Annotated in this window: 15 protein-coding genes; 3 read left to right on the plus strand and 12 right to left on the minus strand. The window is 70.5% G+C overall.

Annotation, left to right across the window (positions count from 1 at the left end):
- Nucleotides 1-270: 270 nt before the first annotated feature.
- The 4 genes from panE to FV233_RS01235 form a co-directional block, all read right to left on the minus strand.
- A complete protein-coding gene (gene panE, locus FV233_RS01220) occupies nucleotides 271-1,215 on the minus strand; it encodes a 2-dehydropantoate 2-reductase (protein WP_147896397.1) in 945 nt (314 codons plus the stop codon).
- Nucleotides 1,216-1,278: 63 nt separating this feature from the next.
- Nucleotides 1,279-1,686: a type II toxin-antitoxin system VapC family toxin gene (locus tag FV233_RS01225; RefSeq protein WP_147896398.1), complete on the minus strand. Its 408-nt coding sequence runs from the start codon at nucleotides 1,684-1,686 to the stop codon at nucleotides 1,279-1,281.
- Between the two features lie 251 nt (nucleotides 1,687-1,937).
- Nucleotides 1,938-3,431, minus strand: a complete 1,494-nt coding sequence (gene guaB / locus FV233_RS01230) for an IMP dehydrogenase (RefSeq protein WP_147856833.1) — start codon at nucleotides 3,429-3,431, stop codon at nucleotides 1,938-1,940.
- Between the two features lie 162 nt (nucleotides 3,432-3,593).
- Complete coding sequence (locus tag FV233_RS01235) at nucleotides 3,594-4,484, minus strand: DUF3313 domain-containing protein (protein WP_147896399.1); 891 nt, start codon at nucleotides 4,482-4,484, stop codon at nucleotides 3,594-3,596.
- A 206-nt stretch (nucleotides 4,485-4,690) separates the two neighbouring features.
- Here FV233_RS01235 and FV233_RS01240 point away from each other — a divergent pair, with 206 nt between their 5' ends.
- Nucleotides 4,691-6,139 (plus strand): MFS transporter, encoded by a 1,449-nt coding sequence (locus FV233_RS01240; RefSeq protein ID WP_147896400.1) that lies wholly within the window; start codon nucleotides 4,691-4,693, stop codon nucleotides 6,137-6,139.
- A 5-nt stretch (nucleotides 6,140-6,144) separates the two neighbouring features.
- Here FV233_RS01240 and FV233_RS01245 read toward each other — a convergent pair whose 3' ends face one another.
- From FV233_RS01245 to FV233_RS01260, 4 genes are all read right to left on the minus strand, one after another.
- Nucleotides 6,145-6,675 (minus strand): DoxX family protein, encoded by a 531-nt coding sequence (locus FV233_RS01245; protein WP_147896401.1) that lies wholly within the window; start codon nucleotides 6,673-6,675, stop codon nucleotides 6,145-6,147.
- Between the two features lie 75 nt (nucleotides 6,676-6,750).
- Complete coding sequence (locus tag FV233_RS01250; RefSeq protein ID WP_147856953.1) at nucleotides 6,751-7,917, minus strand: multidrug effflux MFS transporter; 1,167 nt, start codon at nucleotides 7,915-7,917, stop codon at nucleotides 6,751-6,753.
- A gap of 192 nt (nucleotides 7,918-8,109) precedes the next feature.
- Nucleotides 8,110-9,408: an MFS transporter gene (locus FV233_RS01255; RefSeq protein WP_147896402.1), complete on the minus strand. Its 1,299-nt coding sequence runs from the start codon at nucleotides 9,406-9,408 to the stop codon at nucleotides 8,110-8,112.
- 39 nt (nucleotides 9,409-9,447) lie between these two features.
- Complete coding sequence (locus FV233_RS01260) at nucleotides 9,448-9,933, minus strand: MarR family winged helix-turn-helix transcriptional regulator (protein WP_246689883.1); 486 nt, start codon at nucleotides 9,931-9,933, stop codon at nucleotides 9,448-9,450.
- Between the two features lie 92 nt (nucleotides 9,934-10,025).
- Between FV233_RS01260 and FV233_RS01265 the strand changes: the two genes are divergently transcribed.
- Nucleotides 10,026-14,870, plus strand: coding sequence for an NAD-glutamate dehydrogenase (locus tag FV233_RS01265; RefSeq protein WP_147896403.1), 4,845 nt, complete (start codon nucleotides 10,026-10,028; stop codon nucleotides 14,868-14,870).
- A gap of 15 nt (nucleotides 14,871-14,885) precedes the next feature.
- On the opposite strand, the gene FV233_RS01270 is transcribed toward FV233_RS01265, so the two are convergent.
- The 3 genes from FV233_RS01270 to FV233_RS01280 form a co-directional block, all read right to left on the minus strand.
- Nucleotides 14,886-16,061: an MFS transporter gene (locus FV233_RS01270; protein ID WP_147857541.1), complete on the minus strand. Its 1,176-nt coding sequence runs from the start codon at nucleotides 16,059-16,061 to the stop codon at nucleotides 14,886-14,888.
- Between the two features lie 147 nt (nucleotides 16,062-16,208).
- Nucleotides 16,209-17,207 carry a LacI family DNA-binding transcriptional regulator gene (locus FV233_RS01275; RefSeq protein WP_147896404.1) on the minus strand — a complete coding sequence of 333 codons (999 nt, stop codon included), beginning with the start codon at nucleotides 17,205-17,207 and terminating at the stop codon, nucleotides 16,209-16,211.
- A gap of 112 nt (nucleotides 17,208-17,319) precedes the next feature.
- On the minus strand, nucleotides 17,320-17,823 hold the full coding sequence (locus FV233_RS01280) for a MucR family transcriptional regulator (protein ID WP_147896405.1): 504 nt from the start codon (nucleotides 17,821-17,823) through the stop codon (nucleotides 17,320-17,322).
- Between the two features lie 332 nt (nucleotides 17,824-18,155).
- Between FV233_RS01280 and FV233_RS01285 the strand changes: the two genes are divergently transcribed.
- Nucleotides 18,156-19,928 carry an outer membrane beta-barrel protein gene (locus tag FV233_RS01285; RefSeq protein ID WP_147896406.1) on the plus strand — a complete coding sequence of 591 codons (1,773 nt, stop codon included), beginning with the start codon at nucleotides 18,156-18,158 and terminating at the stop codon, nucleotides 19,926-19,928.
- Between the two features lie 7 nt (nucleotides 19,929-19,935).
- On the opposite strand, the gene FV233_RS01290 is transcribed toward FV233_RS01285, so the two are convergent.
- Nucleotides 19,936-20,640 (minus strand): SDR family oxidoreductase, encoded by a 705-nt coding sequence (locus FV233_RS01290; RefSeq protein WP_147896407.1) that lies wholly within the window; start codon nucleotides 20,638-20,640, stop codon nucleotides 19,936-19,938.
- Nucleotides 20,641-20,676 lie beyond the last annotated feature (36 nt).

Here is a 20,676-nt window from a genome sequence, read left to right on the forward strand (position 1 = left end):
CCGCCGCGCCGGCCGCTGGATGCCAAGACGCAGCTCGAATACGGCAACCCGCCCCCGCCGCCGCCCGGCCGCTACTGAGTCTCTCGGCGCCGGACATACGCTGATCCCTCCAAAGCTCTCATCCTGAAGCAACGGAGCGAAGCGGAGGCCTCGAAGGAGGCCTCCAGCCAGTTGCGCGATGTTCAGAGGCGTCCGTCGAGGCCCGCTGGCACGGGCCCCTCGGGATAAGGGCGTGGGTGGGATAGCCCTCAAGTCGAACTGGATTGCGCCTCAGGCCGCTTCCCTGGCACGCCGGGCCTCGTAGGCCTTGAGGCCGGCGTAGACTTGGCCGAGCAGCGGGAATGCCGCCTCGGGGGCGAGGCGGGCGCCGCGGGCGATGAGATCGCCGACGACGTGGTCAGCCTCGATGCGGCCGCCGTTCTCGATGTCGCGCAGCATCGAGGCCGTGAAGGTCGAGCCCTCCGCGGTGAGCTGCGCCCGCGCGCGCTCGGCGACGACCCCGCGCGGCTCGAACCCGCTCGCCGCGGCCACCGCCGTGCATTCGGCGTGGAGGGCCGCGATGAAGGCCGCGCCGCCGGGCGCCGCCACGATGTCGCCGACCGCGGCCCGCATCAGCGTTGTCGCGCCCGCGAGCGTCGTCAGGAACACCCACTTCTCCCACATTTCCTGCAGGATCACGTCGCTGAGCCGCGCCTGGAACTTCAGGCCGCGCATCAAATCATCGATGGCCTCGATGCGGGCCGAGCGCGACCCGTCGCGCTCGCCGTAGGTGATGCTGCAGAGCTCGCTCATGTGCCGGATCGCGCCGTCCGGCGCGAGGGTCGCCGCGATGGCGCAGGAACCGCCCAGCACCCGGGCCGCGCCGAAGCGGGCGTCGAGCGCGTCGAGATGGGACATTCCGTTGAGTAGCGGCAGGATCGCGGTTCCCTCGCCCACCGCGGGCGCCAGGTCGGCAAGGGCGCTGTCGAGGTCGTAGGCCTTGCAGGACAGCAGCACGAGGTCGAAGCCGCCGGCCTTGGCCAGATTGTCGGCCGTCACGGTGGGCGGAGCGGGCAGATGCAGGTCGCCCAGCGGCGAGCGCAGCACCAGCCCGTTCGCCGCCAGTTTTTCGGCCCGGGCCGGCCGGACCAGGAAGGTCACGTCCGCCCCCGATTCCGCGAGCCGCGCCCCGTAATAACCGCCGGTCGCCCCGGCTCCGACGATCAGCGTGCGCATTGGGTCTCTCCGGGTCGAGGTCGTTGTCGGCGTTCGGTGTCCTGAGCACGTCCCGTCATCGAATCAAGGGCCTAGTAGACGGTAGCGGCCGGTCCACTGCACCGTCTGCAGCTGCCGCACCAGTCTGGCATCCGCAGTCACCAAGACGCTATCCCATCGTTCAGCTGCAGCCACGTAGAGCGCATCGTAATGCGTACACCCAATGCTGCTCGCGATGCTGAGCGCCGTGTCCGCAATCTCGAGGATCGGTCGGAGACGTACCAGCTTGCCTAGAGCCGAGATTGCTTCCCGCGCATGTTCGAGCGTGATCGCACCCGAGCGATGGTTCCGCAGAAGCGTGTTACCGACCTCAACGAGAATATGTTCAGGCGCAATCCGGGCGACGTCTTCGAGCAGGATCGCGTCCGCCAAATCGCTCTGCGGCTCCGGCAGGAACCATTTCGCGGCAACGCAGGCGTCGATGACGATCATCGTCCTTCGCGGTCTGCCCTGATCATTGGTGTGCTGTCGGGCAGCGGTTGACGAAGCGCCTTGGAGCGGATCGTCCGTACCAGAGCGATGGCCTCGGCCCCCTGAAGGACGTTCCTGTCCTTTCGGTCGTCATCGCGGTGGCGGTGCTGGTCGGCTTCCGCACGCCCGCCGACATCATCCCGTGGGACGTCGAAGGCGGGCGTATGCCGACCGAGCGATGGCGAGCTTGGGGTGGGCATGAGACCTCCGTGTCAGGTCCGCGACGGGTAGTTCGGGCTCTCGCGGGTGATGGTCACGTCGTGGACGTGGCTCTCGCGCAGGCCGGCATTGGTGATGCGGATGAACTGCGCCCGCTCCTGGAAGTCCGGGATGGTCGCGCCGCCGACATAGCCCATGGCCGCACGCAGGCCGCCCGCGAGCTGGTGCAGGACGTTCCCGACCGGGCCCTTGTAGGGGACCTGGCCCTCGATGCCCTCGGGCACGAGCTTGTGGGTGTCGTTGACCTCGGCTTGGAAGTAACGGTCGGCCGAGCCGCGGGCCATGGCGCCCACCGAGCCCATACCACGGTACGACTTGTACGAGCGGCCTTGATACAAGAAGACCTCGCCCGGTGCCTCGTCGGTGCCGGCGAGCAGCGAGCCGAGCATCGCCACCGAGGCGCCGGCCGCGATCGCCTTGGCCAGGTCGCCGGAATACTTGATGCCGCCGTCGGCGATGACCGGGATGTCCGCCTCGCCGGCGGCCTCCACGGCCTCCAGCAGGGCGGTGAGCTGGGGCACGCCGACGCCCGCCACGATGCGGGTGGTGCAGATCGAGCCCGGGCCGATGCCGACCTTGATGGCGTCCGCGCCCGCGTCGATCAGCGCCTTGGTGCCCTCGCGGGTGGCGACGTTGCCGGCGATCACCTGGACGGCGTTGGAGAGCTGCTTCACCCGGGCGACGGCGTCGAGCACCTTGATCGAGTGGCCGTGGGCGGTGTCGACCACGATCACGTCGCAGCCGGCGTCGATCAGGCGCTCGGCCCGCTCGAATCCGCTGTCGCCCGTGGTCGTGGCGGCGGCAACCCGCAGCCGGCCCTGCTCGTCCTTGACGGCGAACGGGTAGGTGACGCGCTTCTCGATGTCCTTGACGGTGATCAGGCCGATGCAGCGGTAATGGTCGTCGACCACCAGCAGCTTCTCGATCCGGAACTGGTGTAGCAGCCGCTTGGCCTCGTCCTGGGTCACGCCCTCGCGGACGGTGATCAGCCGGTCCCGGGTCATCAGCTCGGCCACCGGCTGGGCGGGGTTGGTGGCGAAGCGCACGTCGCGGTTGGTCAGGATGCCGACCAGCTTGCCCCGGGAACCGTTGGGACCGCGCTCCACCACCGGAATGCCGGAGATGCGGTTGCGCTTCATCACCTCGAAGGCGTCGGCCAGGGTCTCGTCGGGATGGATGGTGATCGGGTTCATCACCATGCCGGACTCGTACTTCTTGACGAGACGGACCTGCTCGGCCTGCTCCGCGGGCTCAAGGTTGCGATGGATCACGCCCATGCCGCCGTTGGCCGCCATGGCGATGGCCATCGGCGCCTCGGTGACGGTGTCCATCGCGGAGGCGAGGATCGGCAGGTTCAGCGGGATCGTGCGGGTCAGCCGCGAGGCGACGTTGACCTCGGTCGGCATCACCGAGGAGGCGGCGGGCCGCAGGAGCACGTCGTCGAAGGTCAGACCTTCGATGATCGTGGCGGAATCGACTCGGGCCATGTGCCAACTTTCCTCGGACGGCCGCGCTGTGAGGGGGTGCGCAGCGGGATCGGGTTGGCAAGTGCCAGTATCATGGGGTCCGCGGCCGCGCCAATGCGCCGTCGCCGCGCCGCAGCGGGAAATCGCGCATGGCTCCCCCGCTTTTTTGCACCAGCGGTCGGGTCAGCGCGACGCCGGGACGGCCGCGCCCTTGTCGGTATATTCCGGCGGCAGGCCGATATAGTCGCCCAGGATGCCGTCGATGCCGGGAGCCCGGCCGTAGGCCTCGCAATCGGGGTCGAGCGGGGCCTCACCGAGGGTGGTGACCCGGATCCGGTCCCAGGTCGGCAGGGTGTTGGGGGCGTTGAACGGGTCGTCGCCGGTGGCCAGCATGAAGCCGAAATCCTGGCCGAACTCGCCGGCGAGGTCGTAGGCGTCGCTGGCGCGGGAGAAGCGCGGCTGGCTCGTGAACGAGTTCGCGGCCCCGCCCCAGACCATGGCGGCGCGCTGCTCGCGGCGCCGGTCCAGCGCCTCGGCCTCGACCGTGAGGCTGCCGAGCCCGATCGGGATCCGCGGGATCGGGATGCGGCCGATACCCTCGACGGCGCTGAGCCCGACCTGCGAGGCCACGGTCACGCCGGCCGAGCCCGCAATGGTGGCGCCCGCACCGAGGAGATCGGTGGGCTCGACCCGGGTGACCTGCGCGCGCACGGTGAGATCGGCGTCGCGCCCGGTCACCACGTCGTAGCGCAGCGACAGGTCGTAGCAGAGCGCGCGGTCGGCGGCGTTGGCGATCAGGCGGCGTTCCGCCTGGGTCAGCGGCGCGGCGCCCGCGACGTCGGCGTGGAACGCCGTGGGGATGATCCGCACGGTGCGGGCCTTGGCCAGGGCCGGCCGGTCCACGTAGAGCCGCGAGGCTGAGGCGACGGCGCTGCTCGCCTGCAAGCGGTCGTAGCGGGTGAGCGAGCCGCGGTCGTTGAGCAGCACGGTGCCGCAGGCCGTGACCGTCGACAGGAGCGCGACGGCGGCGGCGAGCCGCGACAGGGAACGGCGCTTGCTCGGACTGGGCTGCATCGAGTGTCTCGTGGCCGGCACCGCGCCGGTATCGACGGCCGGAAGACCGCTCGCCCTAAACGTAGCCATTGGACCACGCGCACAAAAGGTGGTGTTCGGTCACGACGCAACCCCTGTTGCCTTGCGGATACAGGCGCGAAACACGACGGTGCGAATGGGCGCCCCCGCCGTGCAACCGTCCCGGCGCGCTACGCGTCTGCTGTCCGATGTCTTCCCCGACCCAAAGACCGCTCTGGATCGTCCCCCTGACGGTGGCCACCGCGCTGTTCATGGAGAACACCGATTCCACGGTGATCGCCACGGCGCTGCCCAGCATCGCGGCGAGCCTCGGCGAGGATCCGATCGCCCTGAAGCTGGCGCTGACCTCCTATCTGGTCAGCCTGGCGATCTTCATCCCGGTGAGCGGCTGGATGGCCGACCGCTACGGCGCGCGGACGGTGTTCCGGGCCGCGCTCGTCGTATTCATGCTGGGATCCCTCGCCTGCGCCGCGGCCAACGGGCTGGCCTGGTTCGTCGCCGCGCGGTTCCTCCAGGGCATGGGCGGGGCCATGATGGTGCCGGTCGGGCGCCTCGTGGTGCTGCGCAGCGTGCCGAAGTCGCAGCTGGTGACCGCTCTGGCCTACCTGACCTTCCCGGCGCTGGTCGGCCCGGTGCTCGGTCCACCGCTCGGCGGTCTGATCGCCACCTGGTTCGACTGGCGCTGGATCTTCTTCATCAACCTGCCGATCGGCGTCGCCGGAATCGTGCTGGCGAGCCTGTACTTCGAGGACGTGCGCGAGCCGGAGCGGCCGCCGCTCGACCTGACCGGCTTCTTCGTGCTTGGCACCGGACTCGCCGCCCTGATGCTGGGGCTGGCCTCGATGGGACGCCATCTGCTGCCGGCCTCAATCTCCTGGGGATGCCTGGCCGCGGGGGCGATCCTGCTGCCGCTCTATGTCGTCCATGCGCGGCGGGTCGCCCACCCGATCGTGCGGCTCGACCTGATGAACCGCCCGACCTTCCGGGTCGCGATCCTCGGCGGCAGCCTGTTCCGGGTCGGGACCGGCGCGATCCCGTTCCTGCTGCCGTTGATGCTGCAGGTCGGGTTCGGGCTCGACGCCCTGCATTCCGGGCTGATCACCTTCGCGGCGGCGGCCGGTGCAATGTTCGTGAAGACCCTCGCGCCGAAGATCCTGCGGCGTGTCGGCTTCCGCGCCGTCATGGTCTTCAATGCCGTGCTGGCCTCGGCCTTCCTGGCGGTGAACGGGCTCTACACCGCCGACACGCCGCACTGGATCATGATCGCGCTGCTGTTCCTGGGCGGCTGCTCGCGCTCGGTGCAGTTCACCTGCGTCAACGCCATCGCGTATGCCGACCTCGAATCCCGCGAGATGAGCGCGGCGACGAGCTTCGCCAGCGTCTGCCAGCAGCTGTCGCTGAGCCTCGGGGTGACCCTCGGCGCGCTGGCGCTCGAGGGCGCGGCGGGCTTCCACGGCCGGACCACGATCGAGGCCGGCGATTTTGGGCCGGCCTTCTTCGCCGTGGCTGTCTTGTCGGCGGCCTCGGTGCTGGCCTTCCGCAAGCTGACGCCCGATGCCGGGGCCGAGATCTCGGGCCGCAGGATGGTCGCCGCGACCCCGCCGGCTTCGGCCGAGATGAAGCCGCGGGCGAGCTGACCCGATCAGGCCGCGGCGCGCGCCGGCGTGCGGCCACCGGATTTCTTGCCGGCGCCGCCCCGTGCCGCCGAGTTCTTGGCGGGTGCCTTGGCGGCAGCGCGCTGCGGAGTCGGTCGCTCCGTCGCGACGCCGGCGCGCCAGCCCTGCCAGCTGAAGGCGCCGGGGCCCGTCAGCGCATAGATCAGGAACCCGCCCGCGAGGCCGAGATCGGCCAGCATCAGTGTTCGCTCGGCGACTGCGGCCGGTCCGACATATTGCCAGAAAGCGTGCAGCATCACGGCCGTCACCGCGGCGAAGACCGCGAGGGCCAGACCGGTCAGGCGCGGCAGAACGCCGAGGATCAGGGCGAGCGGGCCGAAGACCTGCACGACGACGGCCGCGGTGGCGACGCCGTTCGGGAACGGCATGCCGCTGCCGGCGAGCGTCAGCGCGAAGCCCGAGACGTTGAGCGCCCGGGCGATACCCGTCGGCAGGAGTGCCGCGGCCAGGAGAAGGCGCGCGGCGAGAAGGGTTCCGTCCTGGGCGCGGGCGATCATGGTCGAGTCCGGTCGGCTGTTAGGGCTGACCGGAGGGTGCCGTATTGGTTTGAAGGCTGGGTTAAGTCCGAACGCTCAACCCGCCACCCCGCCCCGGAACAACCGGCCGCGCTCGGTCCAGAGCACCACCAGCAGCGCCAGGCCCCCGAGGGTCGCGTAGCCGATCCCGACCGGCAGCACGGTCCCGTCGAAGGCTTGGCCGATCACGTAGCCCGAGAACGCCCCCAGCATCGTGGTGTAGAACCCGACGAACGACGAGGCCGTGCCAGCGATGGCGCCGAGCGGCTCGAGCGCCAGGGCGTTGAAGTTCGGCAGCGCGAAGCTCATCAGGAACTGGTTGGCCGCCAGGATCGACAGGAACGCCGCGAGCGGCGGGTGGCCGTGATAGGCGAGCCCGATTCCGACCTGGGCCAGGGCCACCAGCGTGAAGGCGATGATGCCAGCATGCGAGAGCGCCCGCATCCCGAGCCGGCGGACGATCCGGGCGTTGATCAGCGTCGCCGCCCCCATGGCGCCGGCCACCAGCCCGAAGGCCAGGGGGAACAGCGGCCCGAGGTGGTACAGCCCGGTGTCGAACACCTGCTGGGCCGATCCGACATAGCCCATGATGCAGCCGGTGAGCAGGCCGAGCGCCGTGGCGTAGCCGATGGAGACCCGGGTCGTCACGGTGGTGCGCACCGCGTCCCAGGTCGCCCGGAGGGAAAGCGGGCGGCGGTATTCCGGGTGGAGGGTCTCCGGCATCCGCAGCGAGAACCAGGCGGTCAGCCAGAAGGCCAAAGCCAGCATCGAGACGAACACGTAGACCCACGATCCCAGCGCCAGCATCAGGCCGCCGATCGCCGGGGCGATCATCGGGACGATCAGGAAGACCATCATGGTCAGCGACATCACGCTCGCCATCTCACGGCCGGCGAAGCGGTCGCGCACGATAGCCACCGAGAGCACCCGCCCGCCGGCCGCGCCGATGCCCTGGATGACGCGGGCCGCCAGCAGCCAGCCGAAGCTCGGCGCCACCATAGCGAGCCCGCAGCCGACCACGTAGATCGCGAGACTCGTCAGGAGGACCTTCCGGCGCCCGAACGTGTCCGAGACCGGCCCGTAGGCGAGCTGCGCGATGCCGAACCCCGCCATGAACACGTAGACGAGGAGTTGCAGCCGGTTCGGATCGGACACGGAGAAGCGCGCCTCGATCGCCGGGAAGGCCGGCAGAAGGTTGTCGATCGAGATGGCGGTGACCGCCATCATCAGCGCGATGATGGCGACGAACTCGGTGAAGCCCGGCCCCGACCGGGTCTGCGGGGCGTGAGCCTCTTGGACCGGCGGGTTGGGCCGGATCGCGATTGTCACAATACGCACTCGTGCTGCGAAGGAATCGCCCGACGGAGGCGCCCCCTTCGCGGCACGCTTATGGCCGACGTACCTGCGCGATGCAGCTCAGGTCGGCAGCGGGCGCAGGGCCGGCTCCCGGGGGTTGCGCCCGACGAAGCCCGCCATCAGGGCGGCGACCAGGCAGAGCAGGCCGGCCGACACGAAGGCGCCGAGATAGGTCCCGGTATCGGTGCGCACCATGCCGGCGAGCCAGGCGGCCGAGGCGGCGCCGATCTGGTGGGCGGCGGCGATCCAGCCGAACATCAGCGCAGCGTTCTCCTCGCCGAAGGACTTTCCGGCGAGCTGCACGGTGGGCGGTACGGTGGCGATCCAGTCGAGCCCGTAGAACACCGCGAACAGGGACAGGCCGTAGAAGCTGAGATCGAACGAGTAGGGCAGGAAGATCAGCGACAGGCCGCGCAGGCCGTAATACCAGGCGAGCAGCTTGCGGGAATCGAATCGGTCGGTGAGCCAGCCCGAGGCCGTGGTGCCGATCAGGTCGCAGATACCCATCACCGCGAGCAGGCCCGCGGCCGTGACCTCCGCGATGCCGTGATCGATGCAGGCGGGAATCAGGTGGGTTCCGATCAGCCCGTTGGTCGAGGCACCGCAGATGAAGAACGTGCCCGAGAGCAGCCAGAAATCCTTCGACTTGAGGCCGGTCCGCAGACCGCGCAGGGCCCGCACCGCAGGATTCTCGGTGAGCACCGGGGTGGGTGTGATCGTGGTCTCGCCGTAACGGGGCAGGCCGAGATCGGCGGGCCGGTCGCGCAGCAGCAGGGCCGCCAGCGGGATCAGCAGGAGGGTCACGGCCGCGACCAGGAGCGAGACCGAGCGCCAGCCCGACCCGACGGCCAGGGAGGCCAGCATCGGCAGGAAGATCAGCTGCCCGGTGGCGCTGCTTGCGGTGAGCAGCCCGACCACGAGGCCGCGCCGCTTGCCGAACCAGCGGCCCGCCACGGTGGCGCCGAGCACGTTGGCGACCATGCCGGAGCCCGATCCGACTACGATGCCCCAGAGCAGCACCATCTGCCACGGCGCCGTCATCAGGCTGGTGGCGGCCGTGCCGACGGCCAGGACGAAGAGCGAGCAGCACACTGCGGTGCGCAGGCCGAAGCGCTCGATGATCGCCACCGCGAACGGCCCGATCATGCCGTACAGGAAGATGTTGAGCGCGATGCCGACGCTGATCGTGGCGGCCGTCCAGCCGAATTCCCGCTCCCACGGGACGATCAGCACGCTCGGCGTCGCGCGCACGCCCGCCCCGATCAGCAGCACCAGGAAGGTCACCGCGACCACGACCCAGGCATAGTGCAGGCGCGGCACGGGGGGCGGCGCGGGCAGCGTCTCGACGGGAACGGACATGTTCGGGCTCCGGGGTGTGAGACGGCCGGCGGCGGCGTGTCAGGGGGCGGCGGTGAGGGCTTCGGTCAGGGCCGCGACGGCGGCGGGTTCGATCCGCGCGTTGATGCGCGCTTGCGCGACCCGCCAATGGGGGATTGCCGCCGCCAGGGCGGCGCGTCCGGCGTCCGTCAGCGAGACCACGCGAGCGCGCGCATCCGCTTCGCCGGCTTCGATCCGCACGAGGCCACGCCGCTCCAGCGGATCGAGGTTGCGGCCCATAGTGGTGCGTTCCAGGGCGGCTTCGGCGGCGAGCCGCGTCACCGGGCTGGGACCCAGACGGTCGAGCAGGCGCAGGATCGCGAATTGGGTGACGCGCAGCCCGCAGGGACGCAGCGCCTCGTCATAGATCGTGGTCACCGCCCGCGTGGCACGGCGCAGAGCGGAACAGGTGCAGGGCTCGCTCGGACGATCGATCATCACGATACGTGTATATGCACGGATATTCCGCGCGACAAGCGGGCACTGACGGTTCGGCCGGTTCGACACGCGGCGATGGGGAAATCCGTCACGCTGTCATCGACATGGCGGATCTCTTTGCTAACGCTGCGTCGGCAGGCTCCCGGTTCGTGAGAGGCGCGATGACACTCGAAACCGCCACGGCGTTGTCGTCCTCGGAACAGAAATCGGCCCGGTCCGGGCTCATCGAGGCCGCGGCCGAGATCGTGGCGCAGCGAGGCGGGCCCGGCGGGTTCGTCCGCGACCTGTTCGGGCGCGTGACCCCCGAGGACGTAGCCCCCTACCCGGGCGATGCGCTGGCCGAGCTGGCGGTCCGCGCCCGCGCCTTCCTGTCAGAGCCCCGCAAGCCCGGCGATCCGGCCCGGCTGCGCCTGAGCGACACCGAACTCGTGCGGGACGGACGGTCGCGCGAAGTGACGATCGTCGAGGTCATCAACGACAACCGGCCGTTCCTGCTGGATTCGACCCTGGCCGAGCTGACCGAGCAGGGCCTGACGCCGGATCTCGTCGCCCACCCGATCCTCGGGGTCGAGCGCGACGCGTCCGGGGCGCTGGTGCGCGTGGTCGGCGAGACCACCGCGGATGCCCACGGCAGCCTGGCGCGCGAAAGCTTCATCCACCTCCATCTCGGCCGCCTCGACGGCGAGGCCCGGGCGCGGCTGGAGGAGGCCCTCGCCCAGGTCTACCGGGACGTGGCCCTGGCGAGCGACGACCACGACGCGATGCTGGCCCGCATCTCCGCGCTGTCCGAAAGCCTGGGCCGCGCCCCGTCCCCCCTGCCGGAGGCCGAGGTCGCGGAGGCGCGCGCCTTCCTCGACTGGCTGAGGGATGGGCAGTTCCTGGTGCTGGGCATGCGCCAGCACGGCATCGAGGGCGACGGCCATCCTTTGATCGAGGGCTCGAGCCTCGGGGTGCTGCGCGATCCGGGCGCCACGCCGCTGCGCCGGGGCCGGACGCCGGTCGACTACACGCCCGAGATCCTCGCCTTCCTGGAGGAGCCGCAGGCGCTGATCATCACCAAGGCGAGCGCGAAGTCCCGGGTCCACCGGGTCTCCTATCTCGACTATGTCGGCGTGAAGCTGTTCTCGAACACCGGCAAGCTGTCGGGCGAGGTGCGGATCGTCGGCCTGTTCACGGCCGCGGCCTATACCAGCCCGGCGCGCGAGGTGCCGGTCCTGCGCCGCAAGGTCGAGGCGGTGGCCGAACGGGCCGGCCTGGACCCGACCAGCCATGCCGGGCGCAGCCTGCTCGCGGTGCTGGAGACCTACCCGCGGGACGAGCTGTTCCAGATCGATATCGACCGGCTGTACCGGTTCACCCTGGCGATCGCCAACCTCGCCGACCGGCCGCGGATCCGCGTGCTGTCGCGCCCGGACCGGTTCGGCCGCTTCGTCTCGCTGCTGGTCTTCGTGCCGAAGGACCGGTTCGATTCGACCGTGAGCGCCCGGATCGGCGCCTACCTGGCCGAGGCCTATGGCGGGCGGCCGAGCGCGGCCTATTCGGAACTGCCCGAAGGCCCGCTGGCGCGGACCCACTACATCGTCGGCCTGCCCGAGGAGGGCATGCCGGAGCAGGATCCTGCCGCCCTGGAGGCCGGAATCGCCGCCCTGGTCCGCACCTGGGGCGACGCGCTGAGTGCGGCCCTGGCGGAGGCCCACGACGGCGGCCGGGCCCGCCGGCTCGCGTCGCGCTACGCGGAGGCGTTCACGGCCGCCTACCGGGACAACTTCCAGTCCGATGCGGCAGTCGCCGACATCGCCATCCTGGAAGCGCTGAGCGACGTGCAGCCGCGCGCCGTGCATCTCGGCCGCCGGGCCGGTGATTCGGACGCGCAGGTCCGTCTGAAGGTGTTCTCCCGCGGCACCGCGATCGCCCTGTCCGACCGGGTGCCCGTGCTGGAGAACCTGGGCTTCCGGGTCATCGACGAGCGGACCTATCGGGTCCGGCCGGCCGGGCTCGACGAATCCGCCCGGGTCTGGCTGCACGACATGCGGATCGAGCAGGCCAGCGGCGCCGCGATCGATCTCGCCACGCTGGAGCAGCCCCTCGAGGAGGCGATGTTGGCGCTGGCCGACGGCGCGGCGGAATCCGACGGCTACAACCGGCTGGTGCTGGAGGCCGCCCTGCCCTGGCGGGACGCCGCCCTGCTCCGGGCGCTCGGGCGCTACCTGCGCCAGCTGCGCATCCGCTACGGCCAGGATTACATGGCCGGGACGCTGAGCCGGCATCCCGGGATCGCCCGGGCGATCGTCAGCCTGTTCCGGACCCGCTTCGACCCGCTGATCGACGGCGACCGGGCCGCGCGCGAAGCCGAGACCCGCGCCCTGATCGAGGAGGCGCTCGGCGACGTCACCAGCCTGGACGACGACCGGATCCTGCGCCGGTTCGTCAACCTGGTCGAAGCCGCGGTGCGGACCAACTTCTTCCAGAAGGCCGAGGGTGATCGCCCCCGGGAGACGATCAGCTTCAAGTTCGCCTGCGCCAAGGTGACGGCGATGCCGCTGCCGCGGCCGTTCTTCGAGATCTTCGTCTATTCGCCCCGGGTCGAGGGCGTGCACCTGCGCTTCGGCTACGTCGCCCGCGGCGGTCTGCGCTGGTCCGACCGGCCGGAAGATTTCCGCACCGAGATCCTGGGCCTGGTGAAGGCGCAGCAGGTCAAGAACGCCGTCATCGTGCCGGTGGGCGCCAAGGGCGGCTTCTTCCCCAAGCGCCTGCCCCCGGCCTCGGACCGGGCGGCCTGGATGCAGGAGGGCACCGAGAGCTACCGGCTGTTCATCCGCACCCTGCTCGAACTCACCGACAACATCGTGGACCAGGCGATCGTGCCGCCACCGGACACGGTGCGGCACGACCCCGACGACGCCTACCTGGTGGTGGCGGCCGACAAGGGCACCGCCACCTTCTCGGACATCGCCAACGCGCTGTCCCTCGAGAAGGGCCACTGGCTCGGCGACGCCTTCGCGTCCGGCGGAAGCCAGGGCTACGACCACAAGGGCATGGGCATCACCGCCCGGGGCGCCTGGGAGGCTGTGCGCCGCCACTTCCGCGAGATCGACGTCGACGTGCAGACCGACCCGATCACCGTGGTCGGGGTCGGCGACATGTCGGGCGACGTGTTCGGCAACGGCATGCTGCTGTCCGAGAGCATCCGCCTGGTGGCGGCCTTCGACCACCGCGACATCTTCCTCGATCCGAATCCCGACGCGGCGAAGAGCTTCGCCGAGCGCAGGCGCCTGTTCGACCTCGGCCGCTCGTCCTGGGCGGATTACGACACGTCGCTGATCTCGGAGGGCGGCGGGGTGTTCGCGCGCAGCCTCAAGACCGTGCCGCTCTCTCCGGCCGTCCGGGCCGCCCTGGGTTTCGACCGGGCCGAGGCGACGCCGACCGAGCTGATGCAGGCGATCCTGAAGGCGCCGGCCGACCTGCTCTGGTTCGGCGGCATCGGCACCTACGTCCGCGCCACCACCGAGACCGACGAGGATGCCGGCGACCGGGCGAACGACGCCGTGCGCATCACAGGGCCGGAGCTGCGGGTGAAGGCGGTCGGCGAGGGTGCCAATCTCGGCCTCACCCAGCGCGGACGCATCGAGGCGGCCCGGGCCGGGATCCGGCTCAACACCGACGCGATCGACAACTCCGCCGGCGTGAACACCTCCGACGTCGAAGTGAACATCAAGATCGCCCTCATGGTCCCCGAGCGGGATGGGCGGCTCGACTACGCGGCGCGCAACACACTCCTCGCCACCATGACCGACGAGGTCGGGCGCCTCGTCCTGCGCAACAACGAATTGCAGACCCTCGCCCTGTCGCTCGCCCAGCGCGGCGGCCTGGGCGAGACCGGCTTCGCGATGCGCACCATGCAGGCGCTGGAAGCCGAAGGGCGCCTCGACCGCGCCGTGGAATACCTGCCCGACGATGCCACGATCACCGAGCGGATGCGCCGCGGCGAGGGGCTGACCCGCCCGGAATACGCGGTGCTGCTGGCCTACGCGAAGCTGTCGCTGCACGACGCGATCCTGGCCAGCACAGTGCCGAACGACCCGTATTTCGACCGCGAATTGCAGCGCTACTTCCCGAAGGCGCTGCGCGAGCAGTTCCCCGACGCCGTGAAGGGCCACCGGCTGCGCCGCGAGATCATCTCGACGGCGCTCGCCAACATCATCGTCAACCGCGGCGGCCCGTCCCTGGTCACCCGGCTGATCGACGGCACCGGGGCGGACGCCGCGACCATCGCCAAGGCCTACGCGATCACCCGCGACGCCTTCGGGCTGATGGAGCTGAACCTCGCCATCGACGGCCTGGGCGGCGGCCTCTCGGGACAGGACCAGCTCGGCCTCTACGCCGAGGTGCAGGGCCTGCTCGCCAACCGGATCGTCTGGTTCATCCGCAACCTCGACCTGACCGGGGGCCTGGCTCCCCTGGTTGCGCGCTACCGCGACGGGGTGGCGGCCGTGGAGGCGGCGCTGCCGAAGGTGCTCGATGCCGAGGCGCTCACCGCCATCGGCAACCGGGCGTCGCAGCTCGAAGGCCACGGCATGGCCCGGCAACAGGCGCGGCGGCTCGCCTCCCTGAACGCCCTGATCTCCGCGCCGGACATCGTGCGTGTCGCCGAGGCCAGCGGCCGCCCGGTCGAGGAGGTGGCGGCGACACATTTCGCCCTGGAGCACGCGTTCCGCCTGGACGAACTCGCCGCCGCGGCCCGGACCGTGCCGGTGGCCGACACGTTCGACCGGGTCGCCCTGGAGCGGGCGGTGGCCGGCATCGCCGCCGCGCACCGCAAGCTCACCGCCGAGGTGGTGGCCGATCTCGGCGCCGGGCCCGAGGCCGTCGAGGCCTGGGCCAAGGCCCGGGGCGCGCCGCTGGTCCGCATCCGTGACGCCGTCGACGCGATCAGCGCCTCGGGCCTCACGGTCTCCAAGGCCACGGTGGCGGCGAGCCTGCTCGGCGATCTGGTCCGGGCGGATTGAAGGTTCGCCCGGTGGTCATGCGCCCGGCGTCGAGGCGGAGAAAATCCGGCTTCCGCTTCGGCTGACGGCCGTCACCGTCAGACCGAGGCCCAGGATCGACACGGCGGCGGCGAGCAACGGCAACTGGCCGTAGCCGGCGCCCAGCGTCAGGGCGGTGCCGCCGATCCAGGCCCCGGTGGCGTTGCCGAGGTTGAACGCACCCTGGTTGAGCGTCGAGGCGAGGTTCGGCGCGTCGCTGGCAGCCTCGACGACCCAGATCTGCAGCGGCGAGACCAGCGCGAAGGCGAGGCCCGACCACAGGACCAGCACGGCGACGGTCGGGATGGCGTGGTGGGCGACCGCCGCCAGGACCAGCAGCACCGCGACGATGCCGATGAACCCGCCGATGATCGTCGCCATCAGGCCCCGGTCGGCGAAGTGGCCGCCCGCGAGGTTGCCCACCGTGAGGCCGATGCCCGCGGCGAACAGCACCCCGGTGACGCCCTGCGACGAAAACCCGGTCACGCCAGTCAGGAACGGCGTGATGTAGGTGAACACCGTGAAAAAGCTGACCGAGGAGAGGGTCGAGATCAGCATCGGCCGCAGCACCGGCCAGCGCCCGAGCGCCCGGAACTCCTTGACCAGGCCGCCGCGGGTACCGGGCAGTCCGGCGGGCACGAACAGCTGGATCGCCAGCCCGGCCAGCAGGCCGATCACCACCACGGCCCAGAAGGTCGAGCGCCATCCGCTAACTTGACCCAGGGCCGTTCCCAACGGCACACCGAGGACGTTGGCCAGGGTCAGCCCGGCGAACATCAGCGAGACCGCCTGGGTCCGCTTCTCGCGCGGCACCAGATCGCGCGCCACAACGGCGCCGATCCCGAAGAAGGCCCCGTGCGCGAAGGCGGTGACGATCCGGGCTGCCATCAGCAGGCCGTAGCTCGGCGCCAGGGCGCAGCCGACATTGCCGATCAGGAAGACCGCCATCAGGGCGAGCAGGGCCGTCTTCCGGGGCAAGCCCGCGGTGGCGATCGCCACGATCGGCGCGCCGACGACGACGCCCATGGCGTAGCCGGACACGAGGTAGCCGGCCTGCGGAATGGTGACGCCGAAGCCGTGCGCCACCTCCGGGAGCAGGCCCATGATGACGAATTCGGTGGTGCCGATACCGAACGAGGCGACGGCGAGGGCGAGGATCGGCAGGGACAGCACGTCGGCTTCCTTCGTTCGGACGGCGGGCGTCGCTTTGTGCAACGCAGCATGACGAAGGATGGAGCAGCACGAATTTTTGCATAGCGATGCACACGCGACGCACGGTTGCGCCGCGTGCAAGGTCTCGACATCGACGATCCCGGACGATCAGGCCCGGGTGCTGCCGCGCTCGATCAGCCGCGGCGGGATCAGCACGCGCTCGCCGAGGGCCGATTCGGGTCCGGACATCCGGGCGATCATGGCCAGCGCCGCCTCGACCAGCGCCGGCACGTCCTGGTCGAAGCTGGTGAGATCGTAGCCGCCCCACCCCGCCGCCGGGATGTCGTCGTAGCCGATCACGCGGACCTCGTCGGGGACGCGCCGGCCGACGCGCCGCAGCGCGTCGATCGCGCCCAATGCGCAGAGGTCGTTGGCGCAGAAGACGCCGTCGACCGGGGCGTCCGCGCGAATCCGCATCGCCGCCTCGGCGCCGCCCTCATACGTGTAGGCGGATCCCGCGACGCGTGGCTCCGGCAGTCCTGCCGCGCGCAGGCCGTCGCGAAAGCCCGCGAGCCGCTCGGCGCTGGCCGGGCTGTCCGCCGGACCGGCGATGAAGGCCGGATGGCGCACGCCCCGGTCGTGAAGGAGCGCGGCGGCCTGCCGACCTCCCAGCGCGTTGTCCGAGCCGACCGAGCCGACCCGCGCAGCCGTAACCGGGGTATTGAACGAGACGACCGGGATCCGGGAGGCCGAGAGCGTCTCGGCGGCGTCCTGCGACAGGACCGCCAGGGCGCTGACGATCGCGTCGACCCGGTACTGGGCCAGGCGCGCCGCCACCGCGTCGAGGGTGTAGTCGCTGTCGACCGGGACCAGCACGATCTGGTTGCCGGCTTCCCGGAGCCGCGCCGCAAAGCTCTGGACGACGCGCGCGTAGAACGCGTTCTCCAGGCCCCCGACCACGAGGGCCACGAGACCCGACCGATCGGTCAGCATGATCCTGGGGATCAGGCTCGGCTGAAAGCCCAGGGTCTCGGCCGCCGCCAGGACCTTGTCGCGGGTCCGGGCCGACACGCTGGCACCCGGCGTAAAGGTGCGGGACACCGCCGATTGCGAGACCCCGGCGAGGCGGGCGACCTCGACCGACGTCGGGTAGCGCTTCGTGACCATGACCAGCGTGCATTGCTTCGCGATAGGACGCGCTTAGGTTGCGCGCCCGGTCCGGCGTGTCACGCTCCGGATCGTCCCCTGTCAAACGGAACCACGGCGTCCGGCTCGGATCCTACTCGGCCGGAACCTTCTTGCGTCCCCGGGTCTTCGGTGCGGCCGGAGCCGGCTCGTCCGGTGCGGGTGCTGCCGCGGCCCCGCGGGACTTGCGCCGCTGCTGGCCGAGGCCGAGGGCGCGGGCGAGTTCGGACCTCTGGGCCGAGTAGCTCGCAGCCGTCATCGGGTAATCCCGCGGCAGGCCCCATTTCTCGCGATAGGCCTCCGGGCTGAGCCCGCGCAGGGTCAGATGCCGGCGCAACGTCTTGTAAGGCTTACCGTCTTCGAAACTGACGATGTAGTCGTGCGTGATGGATTTCCGGATTTGCGCCGGGCTCATCTTCTCCACGACGGTCGTCGTCGATGCCCCCGAAGCCGCGAGGCTGTTCAGAGCCGCGTGAATGCCGCCGATCAATCCAGGAAGCTCCGAGGGCGGCACCGAATTGTTGGACACATAGGCCGCGATGATATCGACCGCCAGGTCAATGTGCTCGGCCTGCTCAGCTTCAGCGCTATCGTTCACGTTGAACCTCTGTCGTAGCAACTATCCGGCGCGGTGTATCCCGTACGGAATGTGTCGAATTCTGACAGAGGCTAACGGATCCGCGAGAAAAGCTCAATCGCTACTTTTCTGCAGTATCGAAATTTAAGAGTGACTGCACCGGGGCTTTAACAGCCGCGCTGGTTCGGTGTTGACCGCGCATTAACCATGCGGGCGCTAGCTTGCGTTAACCATATCGGCGACCGCGCAGGCGGCGGCGTGATCTGTTGATCCCGGCTCTTGGCGCCCGGGGCATAGGTGGAGGCCAAGAACAGGTGCGGATGGCGGGCGCTGATCGGCGGAGACGGCAGGAGATGCGGCTCGCCTTCGCGGCGCTGACGCTCGCGCTCGCCGCATCGCCGTCCGCGGCCCAGCGCTTCGACGCGATCAGCCCGGTCACCGGCCAGCCCGACAATCCCGGGATCGGCCAGGACACGGCGCCGAACGGCCTTCCCGCGCTGCGGCGGCGCGTTCCGGACGGTCTGTCCCGCGGCGACGGGCGCGCATCCACCGGTGGTGACGCCAACAGCGGCGAACAGACCGGCGGCGACAGCCTGCGCTCCCCCCTCTCCCCGGCGATCCCGACCCAGACCCAGTCGGGGCTCTCGCAGCTCGGGACCCGCATCACCGGCGGCGGCCAGCGCACCGGCGGTTCCACCACCGCCCCCAACAACCGCACGCCGTCGAGCCTGCTGCGCACCCGCGCCGCGCCGCCCCGGCGCATCGGCTCCTCGACCCGCCGGGTCACCCAGGAGGTGACACAGGTTCCGGCCCCGGCTCTGCGCTTGACCCCGGTGGTCCAGCAGGCCGTCGTCGGCGTGCCGGTCTCGCAGGTCCTGGCGTCGCGACCGGTCCTTCCGCTCTTCGCGATCACCCCGGCCCTGGGCCTGCTCACGCCCGGCTTCATCCTCGGCACGGACCTGGCGCGGCCGATCCCGACCGACCCGGCCTACGCGCCGATCGGCTATCGGATCGGGACCTTCACGGTGCTGCCGAGCTTCACGCAGAGCATCGGGTACGATTCGAACCCGGACCAGACCAGCCGACAGCTCGCCAAGGGATCGGTGGCCCTGCGCACCGAGGCAGCCGTCGACTTCCGCAGCGACTGGTCGTCGAGTTCGTTCCAGGGGGCGCTGCGCGGATCCTACCTGGAGACGCCCCAGAACGAGGCCGCCAGCCGGCCGGCCGCGGACGGCACGGTGCGCCTGCGCATCGACGTCAACCGCGACCTGCACGTCGATGCCGAGGGCCGCTTCTTGGTCGACACGCAGCGCACGTCGAGCCCGAACCTGCAGGCGGCCGCTGCGACCAGCCGGCCGCTGCTCGCGGTCTACGGCACGTCCCTGGGTGCCACGGAGACGTTCAACCGGCTGTCCGTGACCCTGCGCGGCTCGGTCGATCGCTCCCAGTTCGACAACGCTCAGCTCGCAGGCGGCGTGACCATCAACCAGGCCGACCGCAACCTGAACCAGTACAGCCTGCAGCTGCGCACGGCCTACGAGGTCAGCCCGGACCTAAGCCCGTTCGTAGACCTGCTCGGCGACACGCGCGTCTACGATCTGCGCCGGGACACCAACGGGATCCAGCGCGATTCGGATGGCATCGCCTTGATGGTCGGGGCGAGCTTCGGGCTGGCCCGCTCGATCACCGGCGAGATCTCCGCCGGCATCCAGCACCGTTCCTACGTCGACCCGACGTTGCGGGCGATCGATGCGCCGCTGGTCAACGCCGCCTTGGTCTGGAACCTGAGCCCGCTAACCACGGTGCGGCTCACCGCGGCCACGGGTGTGACCGAGACCACCGTGCTCGGCTCCAGCGGCATCTTCACCGAAGTCGCGACCCTGGAGGTCCAGCACGATCTGCTGCGCAACCTGTCGATCGTCTTCGGCGGCTCGTTCCTGAAGAACGACTACCAGGGCAGCACCATCCGCGAGAACGGCTTCTCCGCCACGGCGCGCCTCGATTACCGGTTCACCCGCTGGCTGACCTTGCGTGGCACGTACATCTACCAGCAGATCGACAGCACGGTGGCGGGATCGAGCTTCCGCGACAACACCTTCCTGCTCGGCGTGCGCGTGAATCCCTGAACCGTTCTCAGAATCGTTCGACCCAGGGGCGCAGCTCGAGCTCCGTGGTCCAGGCGCTGCGATCCTGGCGCAGCAGGTCGCGGTAGGCGCGGGCGATGGCATCCGGATCGAGGTGGCTGTCGGGCGCGTCCGCTGGCTCACCGCCGCGCGCCGGGTTCCGGATGGCGCCGTCGATCACCACGTGGGCGACGTGGATGCCCTGCGGCTGCAGTTCGCGGGCGAGGCTCTGTCCGAGGCCCCGCAGGGCGAACTTGCCCATCGCGAAGGGGGCCGAGCCGGCAAAACCCTTCACGCTGGCCGACGCGCCTGTGAGCAGGATCGCCCCGTGCCGGTGCGGCAGCATCCGCCGGGCGGCCGCCTGCGCCACCAGGAAGCCGCCATACGCGGACACCATCAGCGACTGCGCCACCGCTGCGGGATCGAGGTCGACCACGGGCCCGCGCAGCCGCCCGCTTGCATTGTAGACCACCACGTCGGGCGGACCGCCCAGCGCCGGCTCCATCCGGGCGAACAGGGCTTCGACCTGGCCGGGATCGCTCGCATCGCAGGCGTGGATTGCGGCGCCGGTCTCGGCCGCCAGGGAAGCCAGCTTGTCGACGTCGCGGGCGGCGAGGCCGACCTTCAGCCCGTCCGCCGCCAGCAGCCGGGCGAGCGACGCGCTGAGGCCGGAGCCGGCTCCGACGATCAGCGCGCGGGAATAATGCGGGGTCATGGGCCAACGCTCCGTTCGATCCCGTCAGGATGCCGC

Origin of the sequence: Methylobacterium sp. WL7 (assembly GCF_008040085.1) — a bacterium.
GTDB classification, from domain to species: Bacteria; Pseudomonadota; Alphaproteobacteria; order Rhizobiales; family Beijerinckiaceae; genus Methylobacterium; species Methylobacterium mesophilicum.

What these genes read in the sequence shown, in the direction of transcription:
- guaB (WP_147856833.1), bottom strand. Translation starts at nt 3,431, where the DNA reads ATGGCCCGAGTCGATTCCGCCACGATCATCGAAGGTCTGACCTTCGAC.
- FV233_RS01240 (WP_147896400.1), top strand. Translation starts at nt 4,691, where the DNA reads ATGTCTTCCCCGACCCAAAGACCGCTCTGGATCGTCCCCCTGACGGTG.
- FV233_RS01225 (WP_147896398.1), bottom strand. Translation starts at nt 1,686, where the DNA reads ATGATCGTCATCGACGCCTGCGTTGCCGCGAAATGGTTCCTGCCGGAG.
- panE (WP_147896397.1), bottom strand. Translation starts at nt 1,215, where the DNA reads ATGCGCACGCTGATCGTCGGAGCCGGGGCGACCGGCGGTTATTACGGG.
- FV233_RS01290 (WP_147896407.1), bottom strand. Translation starts at nt 20,640, where the DNA reads ATGACCCCGCATTATTCCCGCGCGCTGATCGTCGGAGCCGGCTCCGGC.
- FV233_RS01255 (WP_147896402.1), bottom strand. Translation starts at nt 9,408, where the DNA reads ATGTCCGTTCCCGTCGAGACGCTGCCCGCGCCGCCCCCCGTGCCGCGC.
- FV233_RS01245 (WP_147896401.1), bottom strand. Translation starts at nt 6,675, where the DNA reads ATGATCGCCCGCGCCCAGGACGGAACCCTTCTCGCCGCGCGCCTTCTC.
- FV233_RS01285 (WP_147896406.1), top strand. Translation starts at nt 18,156, where the DNA reads ATGCGGCTCGCCTTCGCGGCGCTGACGCTCGCGCTCGCCGCATCGCCG.
- FV233_RS01275 (WP_147896404.1), bottom strand. Translation starts at nt 17,207, where the DNA reads ATGGTCACGAAGCGCTACCCGACGTCGGTCGAGGTCGCCCGCCTCGCC.
- FV233_RS01250 (WP_147856953.1), bottom strand. Translation starts at nt 7,917, where the DNA reads ATGGCGGTCACCGCCATCTCGATCGACAACCTTCTGCCGGCCTTCCCG.
- FV233_RS01235 (WP_147896399.1), bottom strand. Translation starts at nt 4,484, where the DNA reads ATGCAGCCCAGTCCGAGCAAGCGCCGTTCCCTGTCGCGGCTCGCCGCC.
- FV233_RS01265 (WP_147896403.1), top strand. Translation starts at nt 10,026, where the DNA reads ATGACACTCGAAACCGCCACGGCGTTGTCGTCCTCGGAACAGAAATCG.